18 protein-coding genes and 2 pseudogenes are annotated in these 22,833 nt (G+C 32.8%); 4 read left to right on the forward strand and 16 right to left on the reverse strand.

Going from position 1 to position 22,833, the window contains the following annotated elements:
• Positions 1-1,427 precede the first annotated feature (1,427 nt).
• Positions 1,428-1,853 (forward strand): hypothetical protein, encoded by a 426-nt coding sequence (locus BUA78_RS04790; RefSeq protein ID WP_072911400.1) that lies wholly within the window; start codon positions 1,428-1,430, stop codon positions 1,851-1,853.
• Between the two features lie 391 nt (positions 1,854-2,244).
• Here BUA78_RS04790 and BUA78_RS20130 read toward each other — a convergent pair whose 3' ends face one another.
• The 3 genes from BUA78_RS20130 to BUA78_RS04795 all read right to left on the reverse strand — a co-directional run bounded on the left by BUA78_RS20130 (position 2,245) and on the right by BUA78_RS04795 (position 3,275).
• Positions 2,245-2,388, reverse strand: coding sequence for a hypothetical protein (locus tag BUA78_RS20130; protein ID WP_175548969.1), 144 nt, complete (start codon positions 2,386-2,388; stop codon positions 2,245-2,247).
• A 193-nt stretch (positions 2,389-2,581) separates the two neighbouring features.
• The gene (locus tag BUA78_RS20465) at positions 2,582-2,749 is read right to left on the reverse strand and encodes a hypothetical protein (protein ID WP_207650482.1); all 168 of its coding nucleotides are present in this window, start codon (positions 2,747-2,749) and stop codon (positions 2,582-2,584) included.
• 175 nt (positions 2,750-2,924) lie between these two features.
• Positions 2,925-3,275, reverse strand: a complete 351-nt coding sequence (locus tag BUA78_RS04795; RefSeq protein ID WP_072911402.1) for a hypothetical protein — start codon at positions 3,273-3,275, stop codon at positions 2,925-2,927.
• 292 nt (positions 3,276-3,567) lie between these two features.
• On the opposite strand from BUA78_RS04795, the gene BUA78_RS21020 reads away from it, so the two are divergent.
• The gene (locus tag BUA78_RS21020) at positions 3,568-3,654 is read left to right on the forward strand and encodes a helix-turn-helix domain-containing protein (RefSeq protein WP_072911606.1); all 87 of its coding nucleotides are present in this window, start codon (positions 3,568-3,570) and stop codon (positions 3,652-3,654) included.
• A 292-nt stretch (positions 3,655-3,946) separates the two neighbouring features.
• Here the strand turns inward: BUA78_RS21020 and BUA78_RS20585 are convergent.
• The 9 genes and pseudogenes from BUA78_RS20585 to BUA78_RS04845 form a co-directional block, all read right to left on the reverse strand.
• Positions 3,947-4,205, reverse strand: a pseudogene (locus BUA78_RS20585) (transposase); the annotation flags it as partial.
• A gap of 100 nt (positions 4,206-4,305) precedes the next feature.
• A complete protein-coding gene (locus tag BUA78_RS04810; protein ID WP_072911407.1) occupies positions 4,306-4,911 on the reverse strand; it encodes a Pycsar system effector family protein in 606 nt (201 codons plus the stop codon).
• Positions 4,908-5,426: a hypothetical protein gene (locus BUA78_RS04815; RefSeq protein ID WP_072911409.1), complete on the reverse strand. Its 519-nt coding sequence runs from the start codon at positions 5,424-5,426 to the stop codon at positions 4,908-4,910. The genes BUA78_RS04810 and BUA78_RS04815 overlap by 4 nt, the downstream gene beginning before the upstream one ends.
• Positions 5,414-6,739: an adenylate/guanylate cyclase domain-containing protein gene (locus tag BUA78_RS04820; protein WP_072911411.1), complete on the reverse strand. Its 1,326-nt coding sequence runs from the start codon at positions 6,737-6,739 to the stop codon at positions 5,414-5,416. Before BUA78_RS04820 ends, BUA78_RS04815 begins: the two co-directional genes overlap by 13 nt.
• Before the next feature lie 510 nt (positions 6,740-7,249).
• The gene (locus tag BUA78_RS04825) at positions 7,250-7,783 is read right to left on the reverse strand and encodes a helix-turn-helix domain-containing protein (RefSeq protein ID WP_072911414.1); all 534 of its coding nucleotides are present in this window, start codon (positions 7,781-7,783) and stop codon (positions 7,250-7,252) included.
• Between the two features lie 1,017 nt (positions 7,784-8,800).
• Positions 8,801-11,920 (reverse strand): AAA family ATPase, encoded by a 3,120-nt coding sequence (locus tag BUA78_RS04830; protein ID WP_072911416.1) that lies wholly within the window; start codon positions 11,918-11,920, stop codon positions 8,801-8,803.
• The gene (locus BUA78_RS04835; protein WP_072911419.1) at positions 11,921-12,469 is read right to left on the reverse strand and encodes an ABC-three component system middle component 1; all 549 of its coding nucleotides are present in this window, start codon (positions 12,467-12,469) and stop codon (positions 11,921-11,923) included. It lies immediately after the preceding gene.
• A complete protein-coding gene (locus tag BUA78_RS04840) occupies positions 12,459-13,772 on the reverse strand; it encodes an ABC-three component system protein (protein ID WP_238456728.1) in 1,314 nt (437 codons plus the stop codon). The genes BUA78_RS04835 and BUA78_RS04840 overlap by 11 nt, the downstream gene beginning before the upstream one ends.
• 6 nt (positions 13,773-13,778) lie before the next feature.
• A complete protein-coding gene (locus BUA78_RS04845) occupies positions 13,779-14,816 on the reverse strand; it encodes a ComEC/Rec2 family competence protein (protein ID WP_072911424.1) in 1,038 nt (345 codons plus the stop codon).
• Positions 14,817-15,062: 246 nt separating this feature from the next.
• Between BUA78_RS04845 and BUA78_RS04850 the strand changes: the two genes are divergently transcribed.
• A complete protein-coding gene (locus BUA78_RS04850; protein ID WP_139257247.1) occupies positions 15,063-15,500 on the forward strand; it encodes an IS3 family transposase in 438 nt (145 codons plus the stop codon).
• 186 nt (positions 15,501-15,686) lie between these two features.
• Positions 15,687-16,903 (forward strand): annotated as a pseudogene (locus BUA78_RS04855) (IS256 family transposase).
• A gap of 331 nt (positions 16,904-17,234) precedes the next feature.
• Here BUA78_RS04855 and BUA78_RS04860 read toward each other — a convergent pair.
• The 4 genes from BUA78_RS04860 to BUA78_RS04875 all read right to left on the reverse strand — a co-directional run bounded on the left by BUA78_RS04860 (position 17,235) and on the right by BUA78_RS04875 (position 22,740).
• On the reverse strand, positions 17,235-19,625 hold the full coding sequence (locus BUA78_RS04860) for a S8 family peptidase (protein ID WP_072911426.1): 2,391 nt from the start codon (positions 19,623-19,625) through the stop codon (positions 17,235-17,237).
• Positions 19,626-20,789, reverse strand: a complete 1,164-nt coding sequence (locus BUA78_RS04865) for an AAA family ATPase (protein ID WP_072911430.1) — start codon at positions 20,787-20,789, stop codon at positions 19,626-19,628. It lies immediately after the preceding gene.
• Between the two features lie 440 nt (positions 20,790-21,229).
• Entirely contained in the window at positions 21,230-21,796 is a 567-nt protein-coding gene (locus BUA78_RS04870; RefSeq protein WP_072911433.1) for a Tn7-like element transposition protein TnsE, read from the reverse strand.
• Between the two features lie 32 nt (positions 21,797-21,828).
• Entirely contained in the window at positions 21,829-22,740 is a 912-nt protein-coding gene (locus tag BUA78_RS04875) for a hypothetical protein (RefSeq protein WP_139257249.1), read from the reverse strand.
• Positions 22,741-22,833 lie beyond the last annotated feature (93 nt).

The raw sequence follows: 22,833 nt of genomic DNA on the forward strand, positions 1-22,833 counted from the left end.
GTTGTTCAAAAAGTCCCCTACTCCCCCTTAGCCCTGTATTTTCAACCCTCCTAATTTCCCCAACAATAAAAAAGTCGTACAAATAGTCCTATTCCCACCCGATTTAACGTCGTGCAAAAAAGTTTTCTGACAATAGCTTATAAAAACTGGACTAAAGTTTTTCAAAAAACTTAAAGCCACTTACATTTTCTTATTTTTTGTAATATTTTTACAATTGTTCCGACAATAAGTTCACCAATATAATTTGCTACCAACATACAAACCTTAATAACCAAAATCATTATCATGAAAATAAATAAGAACTTTAAAATATACTGCAAAGTGTCCATACGCACTGTCCTCCACAATAGATAAAACAGAAATACCAAAAACAGCCCTACCTCAAATAAACTTCTTTTTTCATCTCTAATCTTCTTGATTATTAAGTTCTTTCAATAACTCTCTTTTCTTATTGACTAGTAACATAACAACAAGTATAGAAACAATAATATTGATACCAAAAACATAAAAATTTTCATAGATAAATTTAAAATTGTACACTGCTAATAGGATTTGTAAGGGTACAATTAACCCGTATATAAATCTTAATAGAGAATTAACCCTGCAAATTTTTTCCGTACTCCACTTTCTTACGTTACTCAATCCCCAGATTATTAACAATGAGCCAACAAATATATTCCCCAAAATCACCTCTTAAACATTTATTTATAACGCCTTCCATTCCCTATAATCACTCTAATTCCTTCTCTAGTTTAGATACCATTCAATATTTATACATATTAATCTTCTTTATCTTATATTTTTAAAAAATAGGCAAGGAGTTTTAGCTTTCTGGAAAGAAATAGGTTTCATATAAGGCTTGGGGTGATATTTTTTGAAAAGGAAATTAATCTTTCTTTGTGGTATTTTTTGTCAGTGTTTGCCTTCTACTGGTTCTCCCTCTCCCCTACTATTAACCCTCAAGACATTGAGCTAACTGGTGTGCTAAAACCAGCAAGATTCTCACCTGACCCCAAAAGATACCGATGAGGGTTATGTTCTAGAAATAACTTTTGATAATCGTGAGGTTTAGAGAGTTGAACCTGTTGTCAAATATACAGATAATAGATCTCTAAATTAGTACATAATAGGGGCAAAACGTAAAGTTATTAATAACGGAATGGGTTCCTTTTGAACATTTTGGTAACTAAACTTTTTGGGGGGAATGACCTACGAAAATATCTCCTTTAAAGAAACTACTTTTACTTATTGCGTCTTTACTTGTCATCTTTCTAGTTTATAGAGAGATTAAACTTCACAACGAATTTGAAAACTATTTAACGGAAAAGTATCCTGGTATAGATTTTTCAGTAGGGTTTGTTAAATGGGATTTCATTTATGGGGGGCATTATGCGAAGGCAGTCTCAAAATCTGATGATGTAACATTTTTGATGGGTGAAGACAATAATATTTACCACGACTATTATCAGGAATTTAAAAACAAAAAAGCTGTAACAGAAGAAGTTAGAAGACTTATAGGTAGTGAACTTGATAAAAGTATCGACCATTTAGCCGTTGGAATAGATAAAGAATTTCTTAACTCTGATAATGTCCTAGATTTAAAGACTTGCGGAAAAAGTGTTAGTATTACTTTTGAAAGCGATATCTTTTTAAATCATACTGATTTCGCTCAAAAATCATATGAAATAATTGAAAAGTTAAGAAATAATAATATGAATTTATCAAAGGCAACATTCGGATTTATCAAAACTAAAAATGTAGATCTGGAACAATCCTTTATTTTGCGGGTTGACAGAACTAGCATGCACAGTTCCCCTTCCGACTTAGAAAAACTAGTAAACCGAGAAAAATAAAATGGAGAACAAATTTTTTGTTTCGACTTTAATTGACCCAATATCCCTTCAAAGCCCTCAAAACTATGAATATAGATCCTTAACCTCGTTCTTTTTGCAGAAGATGTGATGAAAAATAAACATTAGTCCTGTGTTTCCTACAAAAAAGATTACGGCAGCCTTAAAAATCTGTAATGGAGAGGTTTTCCCCAATCCCAAAATAGTTTATCAATAACATTGCAATACTACTTACTGTGGCTAGAAGTAAAATCTTTTTAAAGTTTGGTTTATCTACAATAAGACCTGCTCCTGCATTCTTTATTGCTAAGAAAAGCTATGACGGAGGAATTACTAGGTTAGTTAAAGTGAATAAGGGTCTTCTGGTAAGGGATGCCACATAATTGATTTTGAACTATTTCTCTATTAAAAAAGTATAAAATGCCGTTCCATTTGACCATTTAGCAATAATCTCAATAACATATCTTCCTGTTCCTGTTGGTAATATCAGTTGATTATTATTTAGTAAAAGTTCTTCACGTTCCTTTTCTTCCCACAAAAAACATGTATCTCAGGCTGTGAATTATCACTATAATTAATTATGGCCTTGGATGCTTTAGGAACAGTGATAGCCTCCATTTTTTCAGCTATATCAAATGGTCCAGGACCATCGGTATTGACACACCATTTATATGACAAATCTTGTATTTCCCACTGATAAGTGCTACTAGAAATTTGTATAGTTTGATTATTTATTTTAATAATTGCTTGTGGAGGTTTATGACATTATCATTTATTTTACTAATTTCATTATTAATCTCTGTGCTTTTATAATTTGTTTTAGTTGTATTCTCTGCTGTCTCACTTGAAAATCCCTTTATAATTAAAAACAGTGTTAGTAAAGAAAATATGATTTTCATCATCATTCCTCCTTTCTATTGGGACGGATGTTATCAGAAAATGTTGCCTTCTTACTGGTGGATATTCCTTAAGAAGTCTTCGGAGAATTAACTATTCAATTCGAGGATAAAAAATTGCCCCTGAAAAATGGAAAAGAGGCAGTTTAAAATAACTAATAAGCTCCTTTTTAAACCACTACAACTTTTTATCTATTTCCTTTGTTTTCAACGCTTTTTCTATTAACCAATTACCAATAATCATAATACATAACAAAATCAAGGTCGAAGTATAGGTAAGGTGCGAAATATTAATTAAGTAAAGAAAATAAAAAATTGTAAAATAAAAAAACCGAATGACTGCCAATTTTTTAGACATTTTTCTATCAATTATTTCAGAAACCAAAATAACTAAAATCCCTATTGCCACTATAAGCAAATTAACATACTTATCCAAAGGATAAAAATTTCCTAAAATCACGTTTGGAATCCAAGTAATGATAAAACCACAAATTACCAATAATTTACTTAGAGATATCTTATCTTTCATTGCTTTTTCTCCTCTTAAATAGAAGCTCTTATAAATGAAAAAATTTATTTAACTATATACACATTATACATAGTTAACCTATAATTGGTTATTAATTTTATATAAATTTAAAATAATACTTTCTATATTTTATAATCATAGTATTTATTTGATTAAATTCAGAATATAAATATGTCTTAGTAATGAAAGCACCTCCAAAAAAATTATAGAAACTCTTTCAACCAAAACCTGTATTATCAAAAAGTTATATCTGTTAATGCAGGGGTAAAAAAGGAGTGGCAATCGAGATGATATTTACCGTTATCTACACGAGCACGAAGGCCTTTCTCATCGAAAAATAGCAACCATTCTTGGTGTATCCAGAAACACAGTTAAATGATATTTTGACGAATCACATGTGCCCTGGGAAAGAGATAATACCAGTGGCCGCATCAGAATGTTATGACCGATGATGTACTGAAATTCATCAAATCCTGTCTTGCCTCAGACGAAACAGAAAATATCAAAAAGCAGCAACACACTGCTAAACGAATTTATGACAGATTAGTTGAATAAAAAAGTTTCTCAGGTGGCCAAGCTCAAAGCCAAAGAACCTAAAGTTTTCATTCCCCTCACCCAGGCGAGGCACTACTGTAAAAACCAATGCTAAAATACCCATAATAAACGGTTGAAAATTCCCCGTTACGATCCCGAGGAATACTTAGTTCGGTCTTACTGAACCTAGTCTTTATCCTCTTTTTACTGTAGCCATTACGGTTATTCCCACTGTTCTTTCCTGTAACATCATGCTTTTCGTAGCCTAGATGTTCATCCATCTCAGCCTCAAATACTTCTGCAGTGTGCCCTTAAACAAACCCTAAGTTTTTCTTGAACATCCTCAACTGTTCGGCAATCTTTTGCCAGTTCCTTAATAAAAGACGAGTTTTGCATAAATGGTACTTCCATTTACACAAAACTCGTTACGTTCTTGGTTTTATTTGATATAACTTGTCTTTCCTGTATAGAAACTTCACAGTGTTTTTATCTTTATTCAGGAATGGTTTATCTTTTTAATTACCTTATAGCAAAGACATCCTAACCCCACTATCACTGGGGATAGAAAGGCTGATAAATCCATTAATAAAGCATATTTAAATAAAGCATATTTCTTAACTGCTATTCTCGAGTTAATGAGTATTTCGTCAGCATAATCCAGATGAATCTTACTCACTTCATTCTCAAGAATTTTGACATCAAAGTAATGTTTATAAAAATCAACAACATACTCTTTCGAGCAGTCATATTTTACTAAGTCCCCGAAGAATAACAGGTTAAGATTTTCTTTGTTCTGAGAAAGTAATTTCTTTTTACTGTTAAAGATATTAACTACTGGTGAAAAAGATAGTAAAGGTATTACTAAGCCAACACTAAGGAAAACAACAACCATCCACAAGTAAAGTGTTAGATAATGTCCTCCGTTATAATCTGAATTTTTGAGGAGTCCAACTAACCCATATATCCCTGCTCCATTTAAGGCTAGCAATGATGCGTTTTTTGCTTCGGCAAAAACCAGCCAGTAGTTTATATTGGTAAATACCTTATCTAATTTTTCGGTTACTTGCTCACTTAAAGCATTTCCTGGGGAATCAGAGCTCATTTTATCCAACCTTCTTTTTTAAGTATCCTATTGGCTTCTTCTCCATGTGGTAAATCTTTCAATACCCATTTTTGTCCTTCCTCAATATATGACTTAGCTTGGTAATATAGCTGCCAAGCGCTGAGCAGTACCGCAATAGTGCGGTCCTGCTCAGGGATAGCGTTTATTTCGCCAGCCGGATGATGAGTACATATACTTCGGCCAGGAATACCGTGTTGTCGCTCTGGGGGGAGTTCATCCCAACATATTTTGCCATCTGCATCATATACTTTAACTGACATATCTGGAAATTCATAAGGATAAACTCCGTTTATTTTAAATCCATACTTTTCAAGAACAGCTGTATTTGCGATACTATTCATTTCAGGTTGTAGGATATATCCATTAAGGGTGATTTCTGATGGTAAAGTCGTGGGTAAAATTGTAATTTCTAAGAAAGGAAAGAACCTTTTAACTCGGTCAAAATCTTGTAAGACCCTTTCTTTGTATAATTTATAGTCTTTTACGGTCTCCACGGCCTTACCCCCACACGAGCAGATTCACCAGCTGAATTTGTTAATACGCCTAAGGAAAGTGAATTTTTTGCTATCTTACTGGCCTTCTCAAGCTGCTTTTCTTCAACTTTTTTCAGGAATTCTGAGAAGGTTAGCGAACACTCGTAGTATCCCGTTGTACTGATAGCTGTAAAGTTATCTCTTAGAATTTGATACTCCAGATTCTTATTGCCATCTTCTGACTTTATTTCATCATAAAACTGTTTGCCTATCACAATTTTATTATTTTCAGCATATCGTTCTTCACAAATATCAGCACTATCAGCAGCTTCACTTAAGATGATGTTATCTTTATAACTCCTCATTCCTAATCTAGTAGCGATAATCTGGCCGATTGAACAGCCTATGCCTATGCGTAACTTGTGGTTACTAAGTTTCTCGCTGATATCGGGATTATCGTTTAGTCCTTGAATTGCTTCATTTAGCTTCATACCTGTTTTTAGCAATCTAAGCCTATAGTCTTCTGAACCTTTGAAGTCGTTAAAAACGGCAACAACTCTATCACCTTGATACTGCACTTTAGTCCCGAACTGTTCATTAACGGTTTCACCCATAGTGTCATATATTTGCTGCATAATGTAGGATAAGTCTTCTAGGTTACTATCACTTTTATTAAATAGTTTCGTGAATCCCCGAATGTCAGCACAAAGCACACCTGCTGTTGTCTTCTTATTAACCTTCCTTGAAAGCCGGCTAAAATCCAGTTTAGTATTAACTTCCTCAAAAGACATTTCCGAAATATCAAGTTTATTTGCTTCTTCGTTAACCGCTGTTTTTATATCTTCCAAGTCTTTGGAGATTTCTTCAAATTCCTTTTCAGTTAAGATATGATTATATTTTGCCTTATAAACTTTGGAGCTTTTTAATTTGGGTTTAAGTTCTTCCACCTCATCATTCGTTAATTCAGAAAAACTTTCTCTTAGGTCTGGGGGTAGTTCATTATAATACCTGTCCAAGATGTAAACATAGTTACATGGAGAAAATGACTGGATCTTTGCAGCATTATTGGCTACGGCACCAATGGAGGTAAATTCTGATTCATTTACCGTATCATCTATTTCGTATTCAATATATTCGCCATAGTCCATTCCTGCATGTACATTAAAGTCAGGATACCCGTATTGGGTGTATTTAGTGATTAAGTTAAAGATGTCATTGTTATAAATAAAACAAGTAACCATTATTCTGAGGGCCATTCTCATCTGTTCTGCCAGGTCTATTTCTTCATTTGCTGGAATTAGGACATGAGCCCGTCCGCCTGGTATATTTTTCAACTTTACATCCCAATTTATTGACTAACTTAGTAAAACCATAGAAGTAAGTATGCAACCGGTGGATAGTTCTTTTTAGGTCGTCATCTTTTTTTGCTTCATCTTTTAATATGAAAACAATATTCTTAATGTTAATGTAAAGATGTACCCCGTTAATTTTCTCCAAGGAAATTACCCCTTTCTATATAGTGACTTATTATTTTAGGGCATAAATATTCCCGGGACTTGCTATAATGGGGTAGGAGCCATTATAGTACTCTATTCCTGGCAGATATTGCTGTCCTATTGGTGAAACGGAAATTACCTCATAAAACCGAACACCAGGCGATTAATGAAAGAGTCTACTAAAGGGCTCTTTCACTCTTTTTGCGGGTATTTTATACGACTCACCACCAAATCACCTCCCAAGAAATTTATTTAACCCCAGCGGGTAGGAGTCTGCTGGGATAAAAATAAACTAAAAAACTCCACTACTTAAAATATATTCGACAGCAGATTGTTAGACAACAAACTTTATTTTTTCTCAGAATTAGTAATGTCGTATTTATTTATAAGATGATTAAGAAAGAGAGCATCATCCTCATCACTATTACCCTTCTTACGTAACTCTTGGATTTTTTGTAACCTATTACCAAGTTTTTTATTTACCTTCACTAAATCATCCAATTGGTGATTTTCTATTTCTTCGGCCTTAACCAATAACAACTTGGTAGTCAAAAAATAATCCCTGATTAGATTCTTTACGTCTATCTTGGTTAATTCCCTTATAATCTCAAAATGTTTTGGGTCATCTTCCTTTTTATCCTGTTCTCGAATGTTCTGTCCAGTTCTCGTTATTCTTTCAATAGCTTGGAGATCAAGGGGTTTTCCAATAATGTAATCTGGACTTATATTAAACAAAAGAGACAGTCTTTCAAGGTTTGATTGGCTAATTTTGGACTCGTTATTTTCCCATTTTGATACCGCAACTCTTGATACTTCTAGAGCCCTAGCTACTTCCTCTTGGCTATAACCAAATAAATCTCTTATTTCTTTTAAGTTATTCACGATTTTGTCACCCCTTGAATATATTACCACCATAGTTACCGTTTGGCAATAGGTTACGTAACCTTCGTAAGATATATAAATTAAACTTTCAAATGTAACGGGTTTTTCTTTTTATCATTTGGAACCATTCTGCTGCAATAAACTCAAATACTATAGCCTTTTGTTCCCCCATAATAAACTCTTACAAAAAGTCCCATCCCCACTCCCCTTGAGCCCTGTATTTTCAACCCGCTTAATTTCCCCCAACAATAAAAAAGTCATGCAAATAGTCCTATTCCCACCCGATTTAAAGTTGTGAAAAAAATTTTCTGACAATAGATGATAAAAAACTTGGACTAAAAATCCCAGTTTTCTAGGGCTAAGGGGAAAAAATCAGGGTATAGGAATAAGGGTGAAAGGGTTATTTCCCTGCATTTTCTTTCTACGTTTTCTCAGGCTTTTTACCCTTGATCTTAATCCTGTCCTCCCCCTTTGACCCTGAATTATCAGCTTCTCCCCAATAATATTCCTAATAATTCTCTCAATCAATCCAGTAAAATCAATGCCTAAGGGGTTTTGGATAGGGGGTTTGATAAGGGTTTGAAACAAGCGGCTTTTTTAAAAAAGGTAGCGGGGCCCTATTTGGGGCTCTTGTATTTGCCTATTTCTCACTCTGTTTTTTACTCTACCATTAATTCTCTACTGGGATTTCCGTTGTTTTTCTCTGCTATTTTTTAGGCTTTTCCAGTGCAGGAGAAAGAAAAACCTCCCTGCAAACTTGGTGCAGGGAGAGATTTTTTGTACAACTATTTTATATGGCAGGTTTTCACAGTGGCTTTTGTACAACCTTGTTTTGCAGGGGCAAACATGTATAAAGACAATAAAGATGTACAATATTTTGCCTTGCACCCCGCATTATTTCATTAATCAATATAGAATAATGTTAGTAAATATGTTTTCTGTTAAGTTTAAGCTTAAAATTCATCATAGAAATACCATTAATAAAGTTGTACACCTTAGAATCAGCCCTGTATTTTATTAATTAACACTCCCGTAAGAATTTAATTTAATAAATTTGGAATTGAAATAACTTGGGTCAATCTTTTTCTTTACTAAATTAAAAAACCTTTCATCATGCGTTGAAATAATTACTTGTCTATCAAGGCTCGTAGTTATATTCCTTAGCAAGTCAATAAATGATAACATATTTATACTATCCAAATGTTGTATTGGGTCATCCATAAAAATAGTATTAATATTACATTCAGATTCTAAAGCCCCAGCTAAGAAAATACTTAAAGATAAAATATTAACCTGCGCTGCACTAAAGTAAAGTATCGGAGCCTCTTTTTGAGTTAATTTGTTATCATAAGTATATACGTTCAAGCCTAATGCTTCTTCTTCTAGTGATTCATCTAGTTCGAATAAAATCCTCCTCATCTCAGGGTGCGGTTCAATGCGTTGGTATAATGAATTTATTGTATCTAGATTAAATTCATGGTTAATCCTATCTTCTATGTGCTTTTTCCCAATTTGGGCTAAATGTTCACCTTTATCAACAAGTGATTTTAATTTTGCAAATTCATTATTCCTGGACTTAAGATCCTTATACTTTTGCAACCAAATTGAGTTTCTTTTAACAGAGTCAAGATTATTTAGTATCTCATTGATTAATACAAAAAGGTTATTATGTGTCTGAATTTCAGCAGAGAATTCTTCTATTCTTTCTAATACTTTGTCTATCTTAATTTCATTATCTTTAATTATTGAAGTATACATTGTTGTGTAATCTTTTATAAAATTATTTTGAGAAAGAATTTCCTTTAGGCTATTATCTCTCATTTGGGAGTAATACGACTTGTCCATATTTTTAACTTCATTTTGAAGATCAAAAATATTTTTGTTTAGTTCTAAGTTTTGATTGTTTAATTGATCATGCTTATATCTGGAGTTATTTATTAAAGTGTTAAGTTCTGAAAGACTTTCAATTTTTAGATTATGCTTATAAATAAGTTCATCCGTTATTTTGTATATCTCATTGTTTTTTAGATTGTTTATAAGATCATTTAGCTGATTGATTTTTTTATTAGTAGTATTGTATTCGGATTTTAGATTGCTTAGAATTATATTAATTTGTTCAAAGTGAGCATTAGTTTCTTTTAATTGAAACTCCATCGGCAGTTTATTTGATAATAATTTTTGTTGGTGCGCAGTTAATGAATTCATTAAATCAAATTCATTATCAGAATTAATTAATTCTAGAGCAGATATATTTAATTGAATTGTACTTATTATCCTTTGTGACTCAAAAGATTTATCTTTCTTTTTAGAAAGCCAAATTTCAAGGCAATCCAACTTATATTCATATTTTTTAATATGTAAATTGATTTGTTTGACTTCTGCATTTATAACTTCTCTGAAATTGTCTTTTTCAGAAATAAGATCCTTCGTAAATCTTTCAATTGTTTTCTCTAACTCTATAATCTCTGACTGTAAAACATCGCTTTTCTGGTGATCCTCTATATGCTTGCTAATATTAGATATTAAGTCATCCAGACTTTTATACTCATTATTACACAGCGGGCAAATAGATAATCGTTCACTATAAATAATATCTAAACCTTTTTTTACTAGGTCACTTATATTGTTACTTAATGTTATTAACTTTAATTGCTGTTGCTTCTTTTCTTCCAATACAATTTGTAAGTTATTCTTTTCTTTCGTTATTCTATCTATTTTATTCCACACACTAAGTACAATAGTGCTTTCAATTTTACTAAATCCGTCAAATTCATTCTTATTAATTAACTCCAAATATCTTTTGGCTTTGTTTTTCAAAATCAGTATCTGTTCTTTTCTTAGAGATTTGACTTTCTCAATTAATTTTATTCTCTTTTCATAAAATCTTTTGATTGAAAAGTGATGCAAGTTAGCTATTGCCTCTTGGACCTTCTCTAAATCCTTGCAGATGTTTTGTATCTCTAAACTAAATAGCTTAATTTGATTATCTTCTGTAAGAGATTTATTTTGATATTTAATTATATCCTGGTTTATTTTTATTACCTGATTATTAAATATTTCAATTTCCTTATAAAAATTTAAAATTTTCTCGTTCGTTTCCCTAAAACTTGTTAAATTTTGACGAATGACTTCATAGTCCTTTATCTCAGATTTTACTTCCTTGAGTTTTTCATCCTTGGTCTCTTTTTCCCGTAATTTCAACTCCAGCTCTTGGCATGTTTTTATTTTGCATTCAAATTCTTTAATTTTGACTTCCTGTTCGGAAATAATCTTTACTATAGAGTTGTAATCATTGAATGAAGTCTTCAACCTAACTAGAGAATTAAATGTTTTTTCCATGTTCTCTTTATCATTTTCTATTTTTGCCTTTAATTTATTACAGACCTCATAATAAACTTCTATCTTTTCACTCAAATCATCTTGACTTATTATTTCTAATTTATGTTCAGATTTTCCATCATTAAAGGTTTTTATTAAACCATTTATATGATTTATTGTATTGCTACTTGGTTTATATCTATCAATGTCTTTGTTGATATTTTTAATATCTTTATTTAACGCTTCTAAAGCCTTCTCAATATCTTTCTTGGCCTTTATAATGTTAATGAAAGTTTCAGAATCCTGATGGAAGTCCCAAAAACTTTTTAATGCCTCATACTTCTCCTTTGAACTTTTAAATCTTAGGAATATATCTATTTGGTCATGTGTAAGTAGATTTTTTTGTACAAAGTTTTCTTTATCTAGGGTGTTGTAAAGTTCTTCTCCATCTGCAATTTTACCCATAGCATAATCAGACTTACGTTTTCCATCAATTTTTTTGGTTTCCAAAGATATGGACTGGTTATCTGAGGTTATAAATTTGACAACTGCATTATCTCTAGAACTGTGAATATTCTTTAATACATAGCCTTTTTCATTCTGATAGACTTTTTTAATACTAGGATTCCCTGTAAGTCGCTTGATCTCACCAGTAAATCCCCATTCAACGGCATCAAAGAATGATGTTTTTCCAAACCCATTTGGTGCGTATATAACTACTAGATTTGCTATACCTTTTGAGGTTTCAAAATCGAATAATTGTGCTTCCTTATAGGCCCGAAATGAGTTTAATTCTATGGACTTAAACTTGATTACCATTTATTCTAACCCCTTTAAATAGCTTTTTAAGATTTCTGGTTTGTTTTTTGTTTCTGCATTAAAGTATTCGAAGAAAAAACCATACAAGGCCCTGTCCTTTTCCATTAAAATATCATGTAAGGATTTAATACTCTTGTCACATCTTTCATGTTTGATATTGATAACGAAGAGTTTTTGTTCTATGGCCCGCTTAATAACCTCATCATTGATGTTTGCTTGTTTATCTATAACAATTTTTCTGGTGCTATATTTGTTTTGTTCTATTTTATATTTTAAGTCTTTGTTAACTTCTTCTTTTACAAAGCAAAACAAATATATATTCCATTTTTCAACATCTATCTCTAACCCCGTTTGAAAAAAAACTGCAATATCATTATTTATTAGGTTGTAATTTTCTACTAATTGATTGCTATTCTCACATGTATATGTAAAGATATAGAAACTGAACCTTTTATCAAAACTTCTCATAATCCAGCAATTCATATTAGGAAAAACTCTCTTGCTTTTTTCACTAATAAATTTAACTATTTCTCTTTGACTAGTTAACATTTTGAAATACCCCTCTTAACTCTTCCTTTATAATATCTTTTGATTCTTTTATAGTAAGAAAGTCAATTTTTTTCTCTCTAAGGAATTGCTCAATTACGTCAATGTGGTAAATACTAATATTTTTATATGCGTTAGGGTTATCTATATCTATTTTATTTTTATATAACTCGACTTCATCTATTTCCCTTACAATTTTTTCAAGCAAGTCTCTTCCAAGATCAAAAGACATAAACCGTTTTTCGCTATTGATAATTATACAGTCACCATATTTAATATCATCATAAATGGATACAAAAATATGCTGTATGCAGTCCCCCAAATGATTAAACTTGTATGTATAGAAGAATCTCTTTTTATTCTCTTTTTTTCTATCTGTTTCATTGAGGTAGATATAATCATTTATATTACTAATATTAATAGTCGAATTTTCTTCGATATGTAAATGGGTTAACAGTTTTATCCATCCGATCCATAGATTATCCTTAAACAAAAGCTGATTTTCTTTATCATATGGTAAAAACATTTTTTCGCCCAGACTCTCGAAAATATTATATGGAGTTATACCCTTAACCCCATTACTAAAACATTCCTCAAATACCACCTTTGCCTTCCCACAGTTTGAAAATGATTCGGGAAGATACTTTTTGAAACTATATAGTTCAAAAGGAATTAAAGGTTCTAAATTCATTTCTAATAAGAATTGATTTATACAGCTTACTTTAATAGCTTTAAGTCTACTATATGTACCATTTGGATCTTTCAATCTTGTCAGAATTCCTATAAGCTTAAAGTCTCCTTCGAGTTCAAAAAACACGCCTGACCCTGAAAATCCTACTGTGTTATCTTTGGCATTATTATCAAATGATTCTAAACTTTTACTACACTCAAGTTCAAAATACTCATCATATAACGACACATCTATTATTTTACCGGTAATTACACATGATTCATCATATCCCATTAGGTATTTAGGATAACCTTTTAATAAGAAATTCATATTTCTAATTGGTTCTATGGCTAATACCGCTGGTAGGTCATCTAATATCTTGACTTTTAAAACAGCCAGATCTAAATTATCTTTTACATAGCAGGAGGTTACCTCTAACCTTTCCCCAGTATCCCTAGTTACAATAATTAACTTAATTTCTTCTTGGGTGAAGACAATTTTATTTTCATCTTTTGTTAAACAGTGTTTTGCTGTAAGTACATAGGTAAATTTCTCCGAATTAGGTTGATATAGACATCCGCTGCCTTGATCTTTAGATCCTTGAATATTTATTTTTACTAATAACTCTCTATACACCAAAACTTAAACCTCCAGAGTAAAATTATCCTCAGAGATATATTTACATTCGAATAACCAATCTAAATAATCGTCCTCTAAAAAAATATTATCTAGAGGGTAATTAAAGATAAATGTTGCCTTATTGACAGTTTTACAAATTATCCTAGCTAAACATTCTTTATGGGGTAACCCATGATTAACACCATTTGTACTGATTACATATTTATTGCAATTAACTAGATCCAAAAAATCTGGACTAGTATTTGCTTTACTCCCATGATGAGATACTTTCATTAAATCTAGTTCTATTTTATTTTCCTTACTAAACCCCATCTTCTCTAGGGATTGTGAAACAATTGAAGGAGCTGAATCCCCTAACATTAATATTTTTTTATTATTAAATTCAAACAAGAACGCAATACTACTCCTATTGGGGATTGAATTATCCTCTACAAACTTATTATTTAATAGCTCGGCTATAGACCTATCATAGTCATTTTCTCCACTAAAAGAAATTCTTGTATCGACTAAACCATTTTCAATTTCCCATTTTTCATTTAGATATTTTATGGATTCAATATTTGGTGATAGAACAGTTAAAATTGCCCCTCCTATCTCATAATAATCATTAGTTTTTATAATACTCTGATCCCAGCATGTTAATGTTTTTAAATAGCACTCAAGAGTATCCCCCTCTTTAAAACTAATATCTACATCAGTTTGGGGATTCATCGGGATTTCCCTAAGCTCTATTGAACTAGTACCAAAATATTTAGATAAATTCTCACCAGAATTAAACCACACTCTTCTAAAAATATTTTTATTTATAGTTGGATCTTTAAACAAAGCTAAAATACCAGAAATGTGGTCATGGTCTATATGCGTGACAACTAACAAATCTACATTTTGATTTCTTTTACTTATTTCTTTGATTGATTTTTTAAGTTCCCGAATGCACCTTGGTCCTCTCCCACCGTCTACAATTATGTTCTTTCCATCCCCATAATTAATAATAAAACAGTCTCCATCATATGCTGGCAATACATTGATTTTTATACTCATTTGATATTACCCCAAAACCAGTTTTTATACATTTTTCTTTATATTTTTTACATATCCTTTATGAAAACTAACTTATCGTTCGACTTTTTGTGACATTGACTTTAGACCCAAAAATGGTGGAAGTCAAAGCCTTGGAAAAAAGATTAAAGAACTTGAAGCTGCCAATGACATTCTCAAAAGAGCACTAGGTTTTTTCGCAGAGAGCCAAAAGAGGTAGCTGCACAAGAAATCTTTCAGTGGGTTTGGATGCAAAAATCCAAAGAAAAAACAAAGCACAGTATAAAAACCATGTGCAAGGTATTAAACATCAGTGAAGCCGGGTATTACAAGTGGCTTAAAAAACAGACCAAGCCCTATAAATACGATGAGCTTTTGGCTAAGATCCGTCAGATTCGTGCAGATAACCCAGATTATGGCGCTTACAGAATTTATTTAGAGCTAAAGCTCTATCATGACTATAAGGGCAGCTATTATTTGATTCTTATGCTTTGCAAGAAACATCGTCTAATGCTTAAGAAAAAACACCGTCCAAAGGGACTAACCAAAGCAGACCCAGCCGCCCAAGCAAGCGAGAATCTAATAAAACAGGACTTTACCGCATCCTTACCCAATCAAAAGTGGTTAGGGGGATATTACCGAAATTCCAACTGCAGAAGGAAAACTTTATGTGGCAGCCATACTTGACTGTTTTGATGGAACAATAGTGGGATTTAAGATGGCTAGTCACATGAAAGCAGAGCTTGGTCCCTCATATTTGTACTTTCCTGATTTGGTCTGCACAGATCTTTTATCTGGCTCTAGTACTAAAAAAGAGAACGTAAGAAAGTTCGTGTAAATGGTAATAATTTACATTAAAGGAGTTGACCATTTATGCAGAACTCAAGATCAAAATTAGTGTCTGAATTGGCCAAAGAATGTAAGAGCATGGATGATGTCCAGAACATGCTCAGAGATCTCTTCAAGGATACCATTCAGGAAATTTTAGAGGCTGAAATGGATTCCCATTTAGGTTATGACAAGAATGACCCTGCAGGTAATAATTCAGGAAACAGTCGTAATGGTTACAACAAAAAGACCGTTAAAACCAGGATGGGTAAAGCCCAAATTCAAGTTCCCCGGGATCGTAACGGAGAATTTGATCCCCAGATAATTAAAAAGTATGAAACCACATCTAATGAGCTAGAGGACCAGATTATTGCAATGTATGCAAAGGGCATGTCCACCCGAGATATTGAAGACCATATGCGAGACATCTACGGCATTGAAGTTTCAGCAGCAATGGTTAGCAAGGTAACGGATAAGATAATGCCAATGGTGGCTGAATGGCAAGCCCGCCCCCTGGATAAGGTTTATCCTATCGTATTCCTTGATGCTATACACTTTAAGGTTCGTAAAGAAAACCGTATTGTAAATAAGGCTGCCTATAGTGTTTTGGCAGTAAATATAGCTGGTCAAAAAGAAGTATTAGGTATCTGGATTGGTGAACATGAGTCTGCCAGCTTCTGGCTTGGTGTCTGCAATGATCTGAGAAACCGAGGGGTTGAAGACATTCTAATAGCCTGTAAGGACGGTTTATCCGCTTCTCAGAGGCAATAAACACTGTTTTTCCAAAGACCAAGATTCAATTATGTGTAATTCATCAGATACGTAACACAATGAAATATGTTTCTTACAAGGAACAAAAACAAGTCCTAGCTGATTTAAAAACCGTTTATCAGGCTTTAACTCTGGAAAAAGCAGAATATGCCTTTGAGGAATTTAAAGAGAAATGGGGTAAACGGCATCCAATTATTATTAGGTCCTGGGAGAATAATTGGTTAGAATTAACAACATACTTTGAATATCCGTATGAGCTTAGAAAAATGATATATACTACCAACATCATTGAGGGCTACCATCGGCAGTTACGTAAGGTTACCAAAACAAAAACTGCTTACCCAACAGATGATGCACTAAGAAAGATTATATATCTTGCTACCGTAGGTATAGCCAAGAAATGGACCATGCCAGTCAGAGATTGGAGAGGTTGTGTATCTCAATTAGCGATATACTTTGGTGATCGAATAGAGCCTGCACTGCTGGCATAACTCAAGGGTTACTCCTAATGAGTTTAACGCTTTGGTTCTCCCGTAGATAGCCATAAAAAGAGAAAAACCGTGAAATCACTCACGGCTATCTCGGCAGAACCCCAACGGGCGCTCAGTTTGCTCTCCAGCATTGACCTACCCTCCCGATGGGTAAGAGCCATTTATAGTTTGCCCAAAATATTCAGGCTGAAATCCATTTACACTAAATTTTCTACACTCCTCTAAAAAATATTTGACTTTAGAAGTGTCCATTTCCAACTTTGTTTTGCTTGACCAAAATATTATAAGGAGGTGACTACTTAACACCTCCTTATAATTAGTTTAATTTCTATTAACGTCCAATAATGCGAGTAGGAGTGTACTTCAACGCCAGATCAGAACTTTGAAAAGACTGTCTAAGTATATTTGATACATCGGAATATACTGGCGCAATTCCTTTAGGATCCCGGATTGTAACTATAACAACATATGGTAAAATTGTCCGTTCGGAAGTATCCCTCCAAATAGGAAATAATTCTAATATTACATTGCTACTCCCCTTTGTCCCTCTAGGAGCTGCAAACTCTATTTGTTTTACGGGAGACCATTTAAGTTCTTTAGTCATTTGCATTTTCTCCCAACGCTCTTCTCCACCTATTTCTCCTGCTGAACTCCCTTTAGTAATTGTTACTAGCTTATTTCCATCAGTTTCAGTTATAAGCCTTAAATCAATATTACTTCTACAATATTCACTACCAAGTTTAGGGTTAAGATGAGGTTCGTATGCTAAAGTTATAAGAATTTCCCCACGCACTTTATCATTTTCAACTAACGAAGGAGGGAATGGAAACTCAGCAATTTGCACCCAATTCCTACCCAATTCATAATTGAGTTGATCTTCAAAAATCATCGTTATCTCATGTTCATTCCCATACAAAAACTCAGGCAAGCGTTTGGGGAGTCCAAAACCGAAATAATAATGATCTTTCGCAATGTTTACTCTTTTATTAGTAATTGGGTGTCTTGATCCATGAATTAATAATGCCTTTGATAACGTTTTACTTAGATTTTGAGGATACAATTGGTAATATTCTGCCAATATAGCTGAGACTAGGGGTGTTGAATAGCTTGTCCCAAAATCGCCAATAACTTGTCCATTAGTATTAATTGAAAATATCGGGTGATTAATTGGATTCCCACTATAATGTACTACGTCTGGTTTAATTGAATATCCCACACCCGGTCCTCTACGGGAATATGGGACTATATCTTCTTCTTGAACTAAGGTTGTATCATCGCCATTTATTGCAATAGCACCAACGGTTATTCCTCGTATGGAATCTGCCGGTACACTGATTCTGTCATTTTCATTCTCAAAGGGAGTATCTACTGGCCAAGAATCTCTCATATCAGAATAATTTCCCGCAGCAATTACAAAGTTTACATTATAAATATCTTGTAACTCATCAATAACTGCTGTAAAATCTGAAACCGCACCCGAACAAAGAGAAATACTCCCTAAAGATAAATTCCACACCTTATATTCATCGGAATATAATTCAAGGGCATCACTAAGTGATTCTATTAGCTCATCTTCCCTAATTGTTCCCTTTTTTTCATCCGGCATAACAGTAACATCTAAGATATTTATACCAGTATCTACAACGTTCTTTAAGTTAGGATTTACTATGTGTGGATAGATAAGTAGACCACCAATAAATTCACCGTGATAATTGTTCTGCCTATTTAATGGAACATATAACTCCTTATGATTAATCCATGGTGTTAAATATTTATTTTGTTCAGAAATCCCAGAATCAACCAAAGCTACTTTAGGATATGAAATCTCTTTATTAGGAAGCAATCTTTCCATTGCTTGTCTGTTAATAAATTTTTCCTGATCATTCGATGTGAATCTTACAAGACTTGAAACAAATTCTACTCCCGGGAAACTAGCCATAGCCTCAATAGTTTCAGGGTTAATGTACGGAACCAAATATGTTTTTAGTTTATTTGAAAAGTTTAGCAGCTTAACTTGACCTCTTCGTATACCTAATGGTCTAAATTGCTTTAAAAAACTTTCAAAAACTAAAACGTTTAAGTCCTGATTAAAATAATCAAAGAATCTTATTTTTATTTGTCCATCTTCTTTGGCATTTGAATATTCCTGAGCATTCATACATTGAAGCACATCATTTAGTTTGTATGGTAGAATATCTTCTATAGATGTTAACTCATGAATTAATTCGTATTCCCTTACAAATTGAGGGTGGACAATTTCTCTGTATTCCCCGTTTCTATCCTTCCTTGTTATTATCCACTCAGACCTTGACACAGGTATCGAATCACCAATTTCATAAATTATCTCTTTTAGAGAATACAGAATATCCTCAGTTACAGGTATTATAAGTCTGCCAATTGAGTGAATTGCTACAATATCTGTTTCTATCTCCTGTAAAAGTAAATCTGGTCTATGAGATTTAGCAATTTTTCTATCTGACATTTTAAAAACAATTGGAATAGGTAGTCTATTACCATTTACATATAAATTCACCTTTGGAGTAACATGATTTTGTAATAAATCATCAATTTGCTCTAACAATCTTTTAAGATGGCTGTTAATTTGTCTATTATTCTCATATAACCATTTGGAAGGGCTAGGCGGCGGGATCGGTACTTTTCCTCCTTGATAATCCCTAGATCTTAGAGATATATATTTTGCCGGAAAACCTTCATCTGCCACTTATTTCACTCCTTTCACCTCATTAATTTTATCTGCAAGTTTTTTTGCGGTTTTGTGATGTAACCTTAAAATTTCCCCTAACAGCCTATAGCTAAGGTCACTTTTTACATTGAATAAATATTCTAATTTTGAATTTCTAATTGATTCCGGCTCAGTTTCTATAATAATTTGAGTATAATCAAAATAACTTTCAACAACGTCAGGTAATTCTAACTTTCGCTTGTCTAATATTGTTTTTCTAATTGCTCTTTTGATAATTTGTTGAATATCTGCAATAGCTTGTCCTTTAAATAATAAAATTAAAAATTCTACTGACTTATTGTCCAAAGCAGAATCAGTCTCTAATAATAATTCGTTAATGACTTCTAAAATCAATTGTGAATTTGGTAAGGAAATATTTATTCTTGTACTAAACCTTCTCCAAATAGCCGGATCCAACAATTTTTCATGATTAGTAGCAGCAATCAAAACACTTCTGTTATCTAATGTGTCAATATTTTGAAGCAAGGAATTTACTACTCTCTTAAGTTCACCCATTTCGTGAATATCATCTCTTAACTTTGCAACAGCATCAAATTCATCTAAGAAGAGAACACATTGATTTTTCTTCGCATAATCAAACAAAAATCTAATATTTTTAGCGGTACTACCTAAATACGAAGATATCATTGTATCAAGCCTTGCCACAACTATAGGCAAATCTAACCTTCTAGCAATACTAAATGCGGTTTCCGTTTTTCCGCATCCAGGAGGGCCAAATAATAACATAGTTGTTGGTATCTCAAGGTTATGTGCTACAAGATCATCATAATTTTGATATGCCTTTATAAATTCTTCTATTTGTGCCAGGGTTTCATAACTTAGTATTAGTTTCTTATTTCTTAGTTGATTTGGCAAAAAAATATTGGCAAGTTCTAACTTGGATTCTTGATCAAATGGGATTTGCCTGGGATAATTAACCGATTTGTTTTGGGCTAGACTTAAAATATCCTTATCTGTTATGTAACCTTGTTTTTCTACAGTACTTCTTATTCTTTGTGCTTTTCTGTCGTCACCAGACTTATTTAACTTATCCGCCAATAACAATGAATAGTCAACGACTTTTTGAACATCTCCACGTATGCCACCATCAATTATCTTAAGAATTTCGGAGTAATAGTTCATATCTGACCCCTTCCTTGTAACGATTATCGTTTAAGATTTTCCATATGTCAATATGTATATGCACAATATTCCATTTTTATATCCAATTTTTAATTATAAAGCTCCCTTTTTGCGCATTTAGTATCCACTAGCACTTAAAAAAGGACTTGTTTGCAAAATATTCAAGATTCTAAGGATATCCCGATAGCCCGGAAGTCATCTTACCTAATTCCACAAATGTGCAACATTTGTGGAGTCGATTGTTACGTTAGTCCCTGCTTGTTTGTGGTTTTTATTTGAAGACTCTTGTAAAGATATAAATTATAAAAGCCGATTTTCCTACAACGGAAAATCGGCAATAATTTTAAGTGTTATGTAACAATTATTATATCATATACCCCTTGACTAAGTATTTTATATCCCAATTTGCTCAAAAATTCACATTTCAATAACCCGGGATTCTAACATAATATTTTACTCATTATTATTTCTGCCCAATCTATTGGTTCCCAATCGTCTATATGCTTAACAGTAACAATTTTAACTATTGGGTTTTTTGTTATGTCTGACTTCTGCCAATGTCCATTGTTCTTTATCAATTTTCGTAGTAAGTTCTCAATTAGTATGTTTAAGGTGTCTTTATTAAAAAGTTCTTGCTCCCGTGGCCATATTAATAATGTGGATAAACTAGTCTTAGGAGAACGTTCAACTTCCAATATATATAATCGGTTAAACTCTACCAATGTAAAATTCAATGGTACCAATATACATTGGCGAGGTGTACCATCCTCTTTCTTTTTAGCAATACCCCTTAAACCTGGGAGTTGCATTATTTTTGGCTCTCCCACTATTAAACGGTTCTCTATTCTTTCTAATGCATTAAGCATGTTAAAAAAATCTTTGAAACTATCACTAAAAACTCCATGAACAGCTCTTACTCCTTGAACTTCTACGGGAACAACCTTTGAATCTCCGTCAAAAAAAATTTCACCAGTAGAGAAGATATTTTGAGTTTTATTTCCATACACAGATGCTCTATCAACTTTTCTTTCTTTATCATTTATTGGTCTGTATTCATACGGCAGTTTTCTACGTACCTAGGCACATAATCTGAGGTTGTACTTATCGTTAGTTCCCCACTAAAAACAAAAACCGTGGGAGTAGAATCCAAAATCACTGTTTTAGATAGTGAAGTTGGGCTTATATTAATTAGATCTTTTTTATCTCTGATCCTTTTTCGTCTTTTTACGTTTCTCTTTATTTGATTTTTAGAATCGCCCGTTGTATTTTTCTTCGCCTTAAATGAACTATGATTAAAAATTACTTTATTAAATGGTAAGCTCAAATCACCCACACGCAGAATCTCTAGAACAAAAATTCTATCTTCATTTACAATAGCACGCACTTGTAATTTAGATGGTCCAGATACAGGAAATCCGGCTTTCACCCTATTATCTTTATTTAATGGTTCGCCTGAATCATCAAATAAAGGCGTTATCATCATTTCATTTATAGCTCCTTTTGGAAGGAGCTCTCTAAAAACACTATTCCACTCTTCAAAGGCTAACTGATTAATCTTTAGCCATGCAAGATACTTTGCAAATGACGAATCAACAACCTGCTTTGGAACTGTACTTTTTATATCAATAGATATCTGTTCAGTATAAATCCTGAAACTTGCTATATCATCCAAGCCGTATGGGGTAAGTAAAGCATTAGCCATAGTTTTATTTGGCGTAAAAAAGGATCTAACTATCTCAATACAAGGAATAAATACCTTGAATCCTCTGCTTTCAAACGTCCAACAGTGTTCACTTTCTATATTAAGGATACCTCCTGGCAAAAAGCTACTTAGCTCGGAGGCCTTACATAAGCATCCTATTGAAGCATCTTCTATATCAAGAATTAGTACTGACCCATCTTTTGATACTTCAAATGGCTTCCCATCCTGGTATATCTGTCCATTTCGCAAGAGAAGAATTGACCCCCATTGAGTATCAACCTGGGCTATATTGTTTTTTCTCCTTGAAAAACTACTGGTAAAATCCATTCATTTTTTTCGTTA

This window comes from Desulforamulus aeronauticus DSM 10349, from assembly GCF_900142375.1.
Classification (GTDB): domain Bacteria; phylum Bacillota; class Desulfotomaculia; order Desulfotomaculales; family Desulfotomaculaceae; genus Desulfotomaculum; species Desulfotomaculum aeronauticum.

Excerpts from the sequence above, each read along its gene's own strand:
- BUA78_RS04850 (WP_139257247.1), top strand. The coding sequence starts at position 15,063 with ATGCAAAAATCCAAAGAAAAAACAAAGCACAGTATAAAAACCATGTGC.
- BUA78_RS04865 (WP_072911430.1), bottom strand. The coding sequence starts at position 20,789 with ATGAACTATTACTCCGAAATTCTTAAGATAATTGATGGTGGCATACGT.
- BUA78_RS04810 (WP_072911407.1), bottom strand. The coding sequence starts at position 4,911 with ATGAGCTCTGATTCCCCAGGAAATGCTTTAAGTGAGCAAGTAACCGAA.
- BUA78_RS04830 (WP_072911416.1), bottom strand. The coding sequence starts at position 11,920 with ATGGTAATCAAGTTTAAGTCCATAGAATTAAACTCATTTCGGGCCTAT.
- BUA78_RS20465 (WP_207650482.1), bottom strand. The coding sequence starts at position 2,749 with ATGAAAATCATATTTTCTTTACTAACACTGTTTTTAATTATAAAGGGA.
- BUA78_RS04845 (WP_072911424.1), bottom strand. The coding sequence starts at position 14,816 with ATGAGTATAAAAATCAATGTATTGCCAGCATATGATGGAGACTGTTTT.
- BUA78_RS04835 (WP_072911419.1), bottom strand. The coding sequence starts at position 12,469 with ATGTTAACTAGTCAAAGAGAAATAGTTAAATTTATTAGTGAAAAAAGC.
- BUA78_RS04795 (WP_072911402.1), bottom strand. The coding sequence starts at position 3,275 with ATGAAAGATAAGATATCTCTAAGTAAATTATTGGTAATTTGTGGTTTT.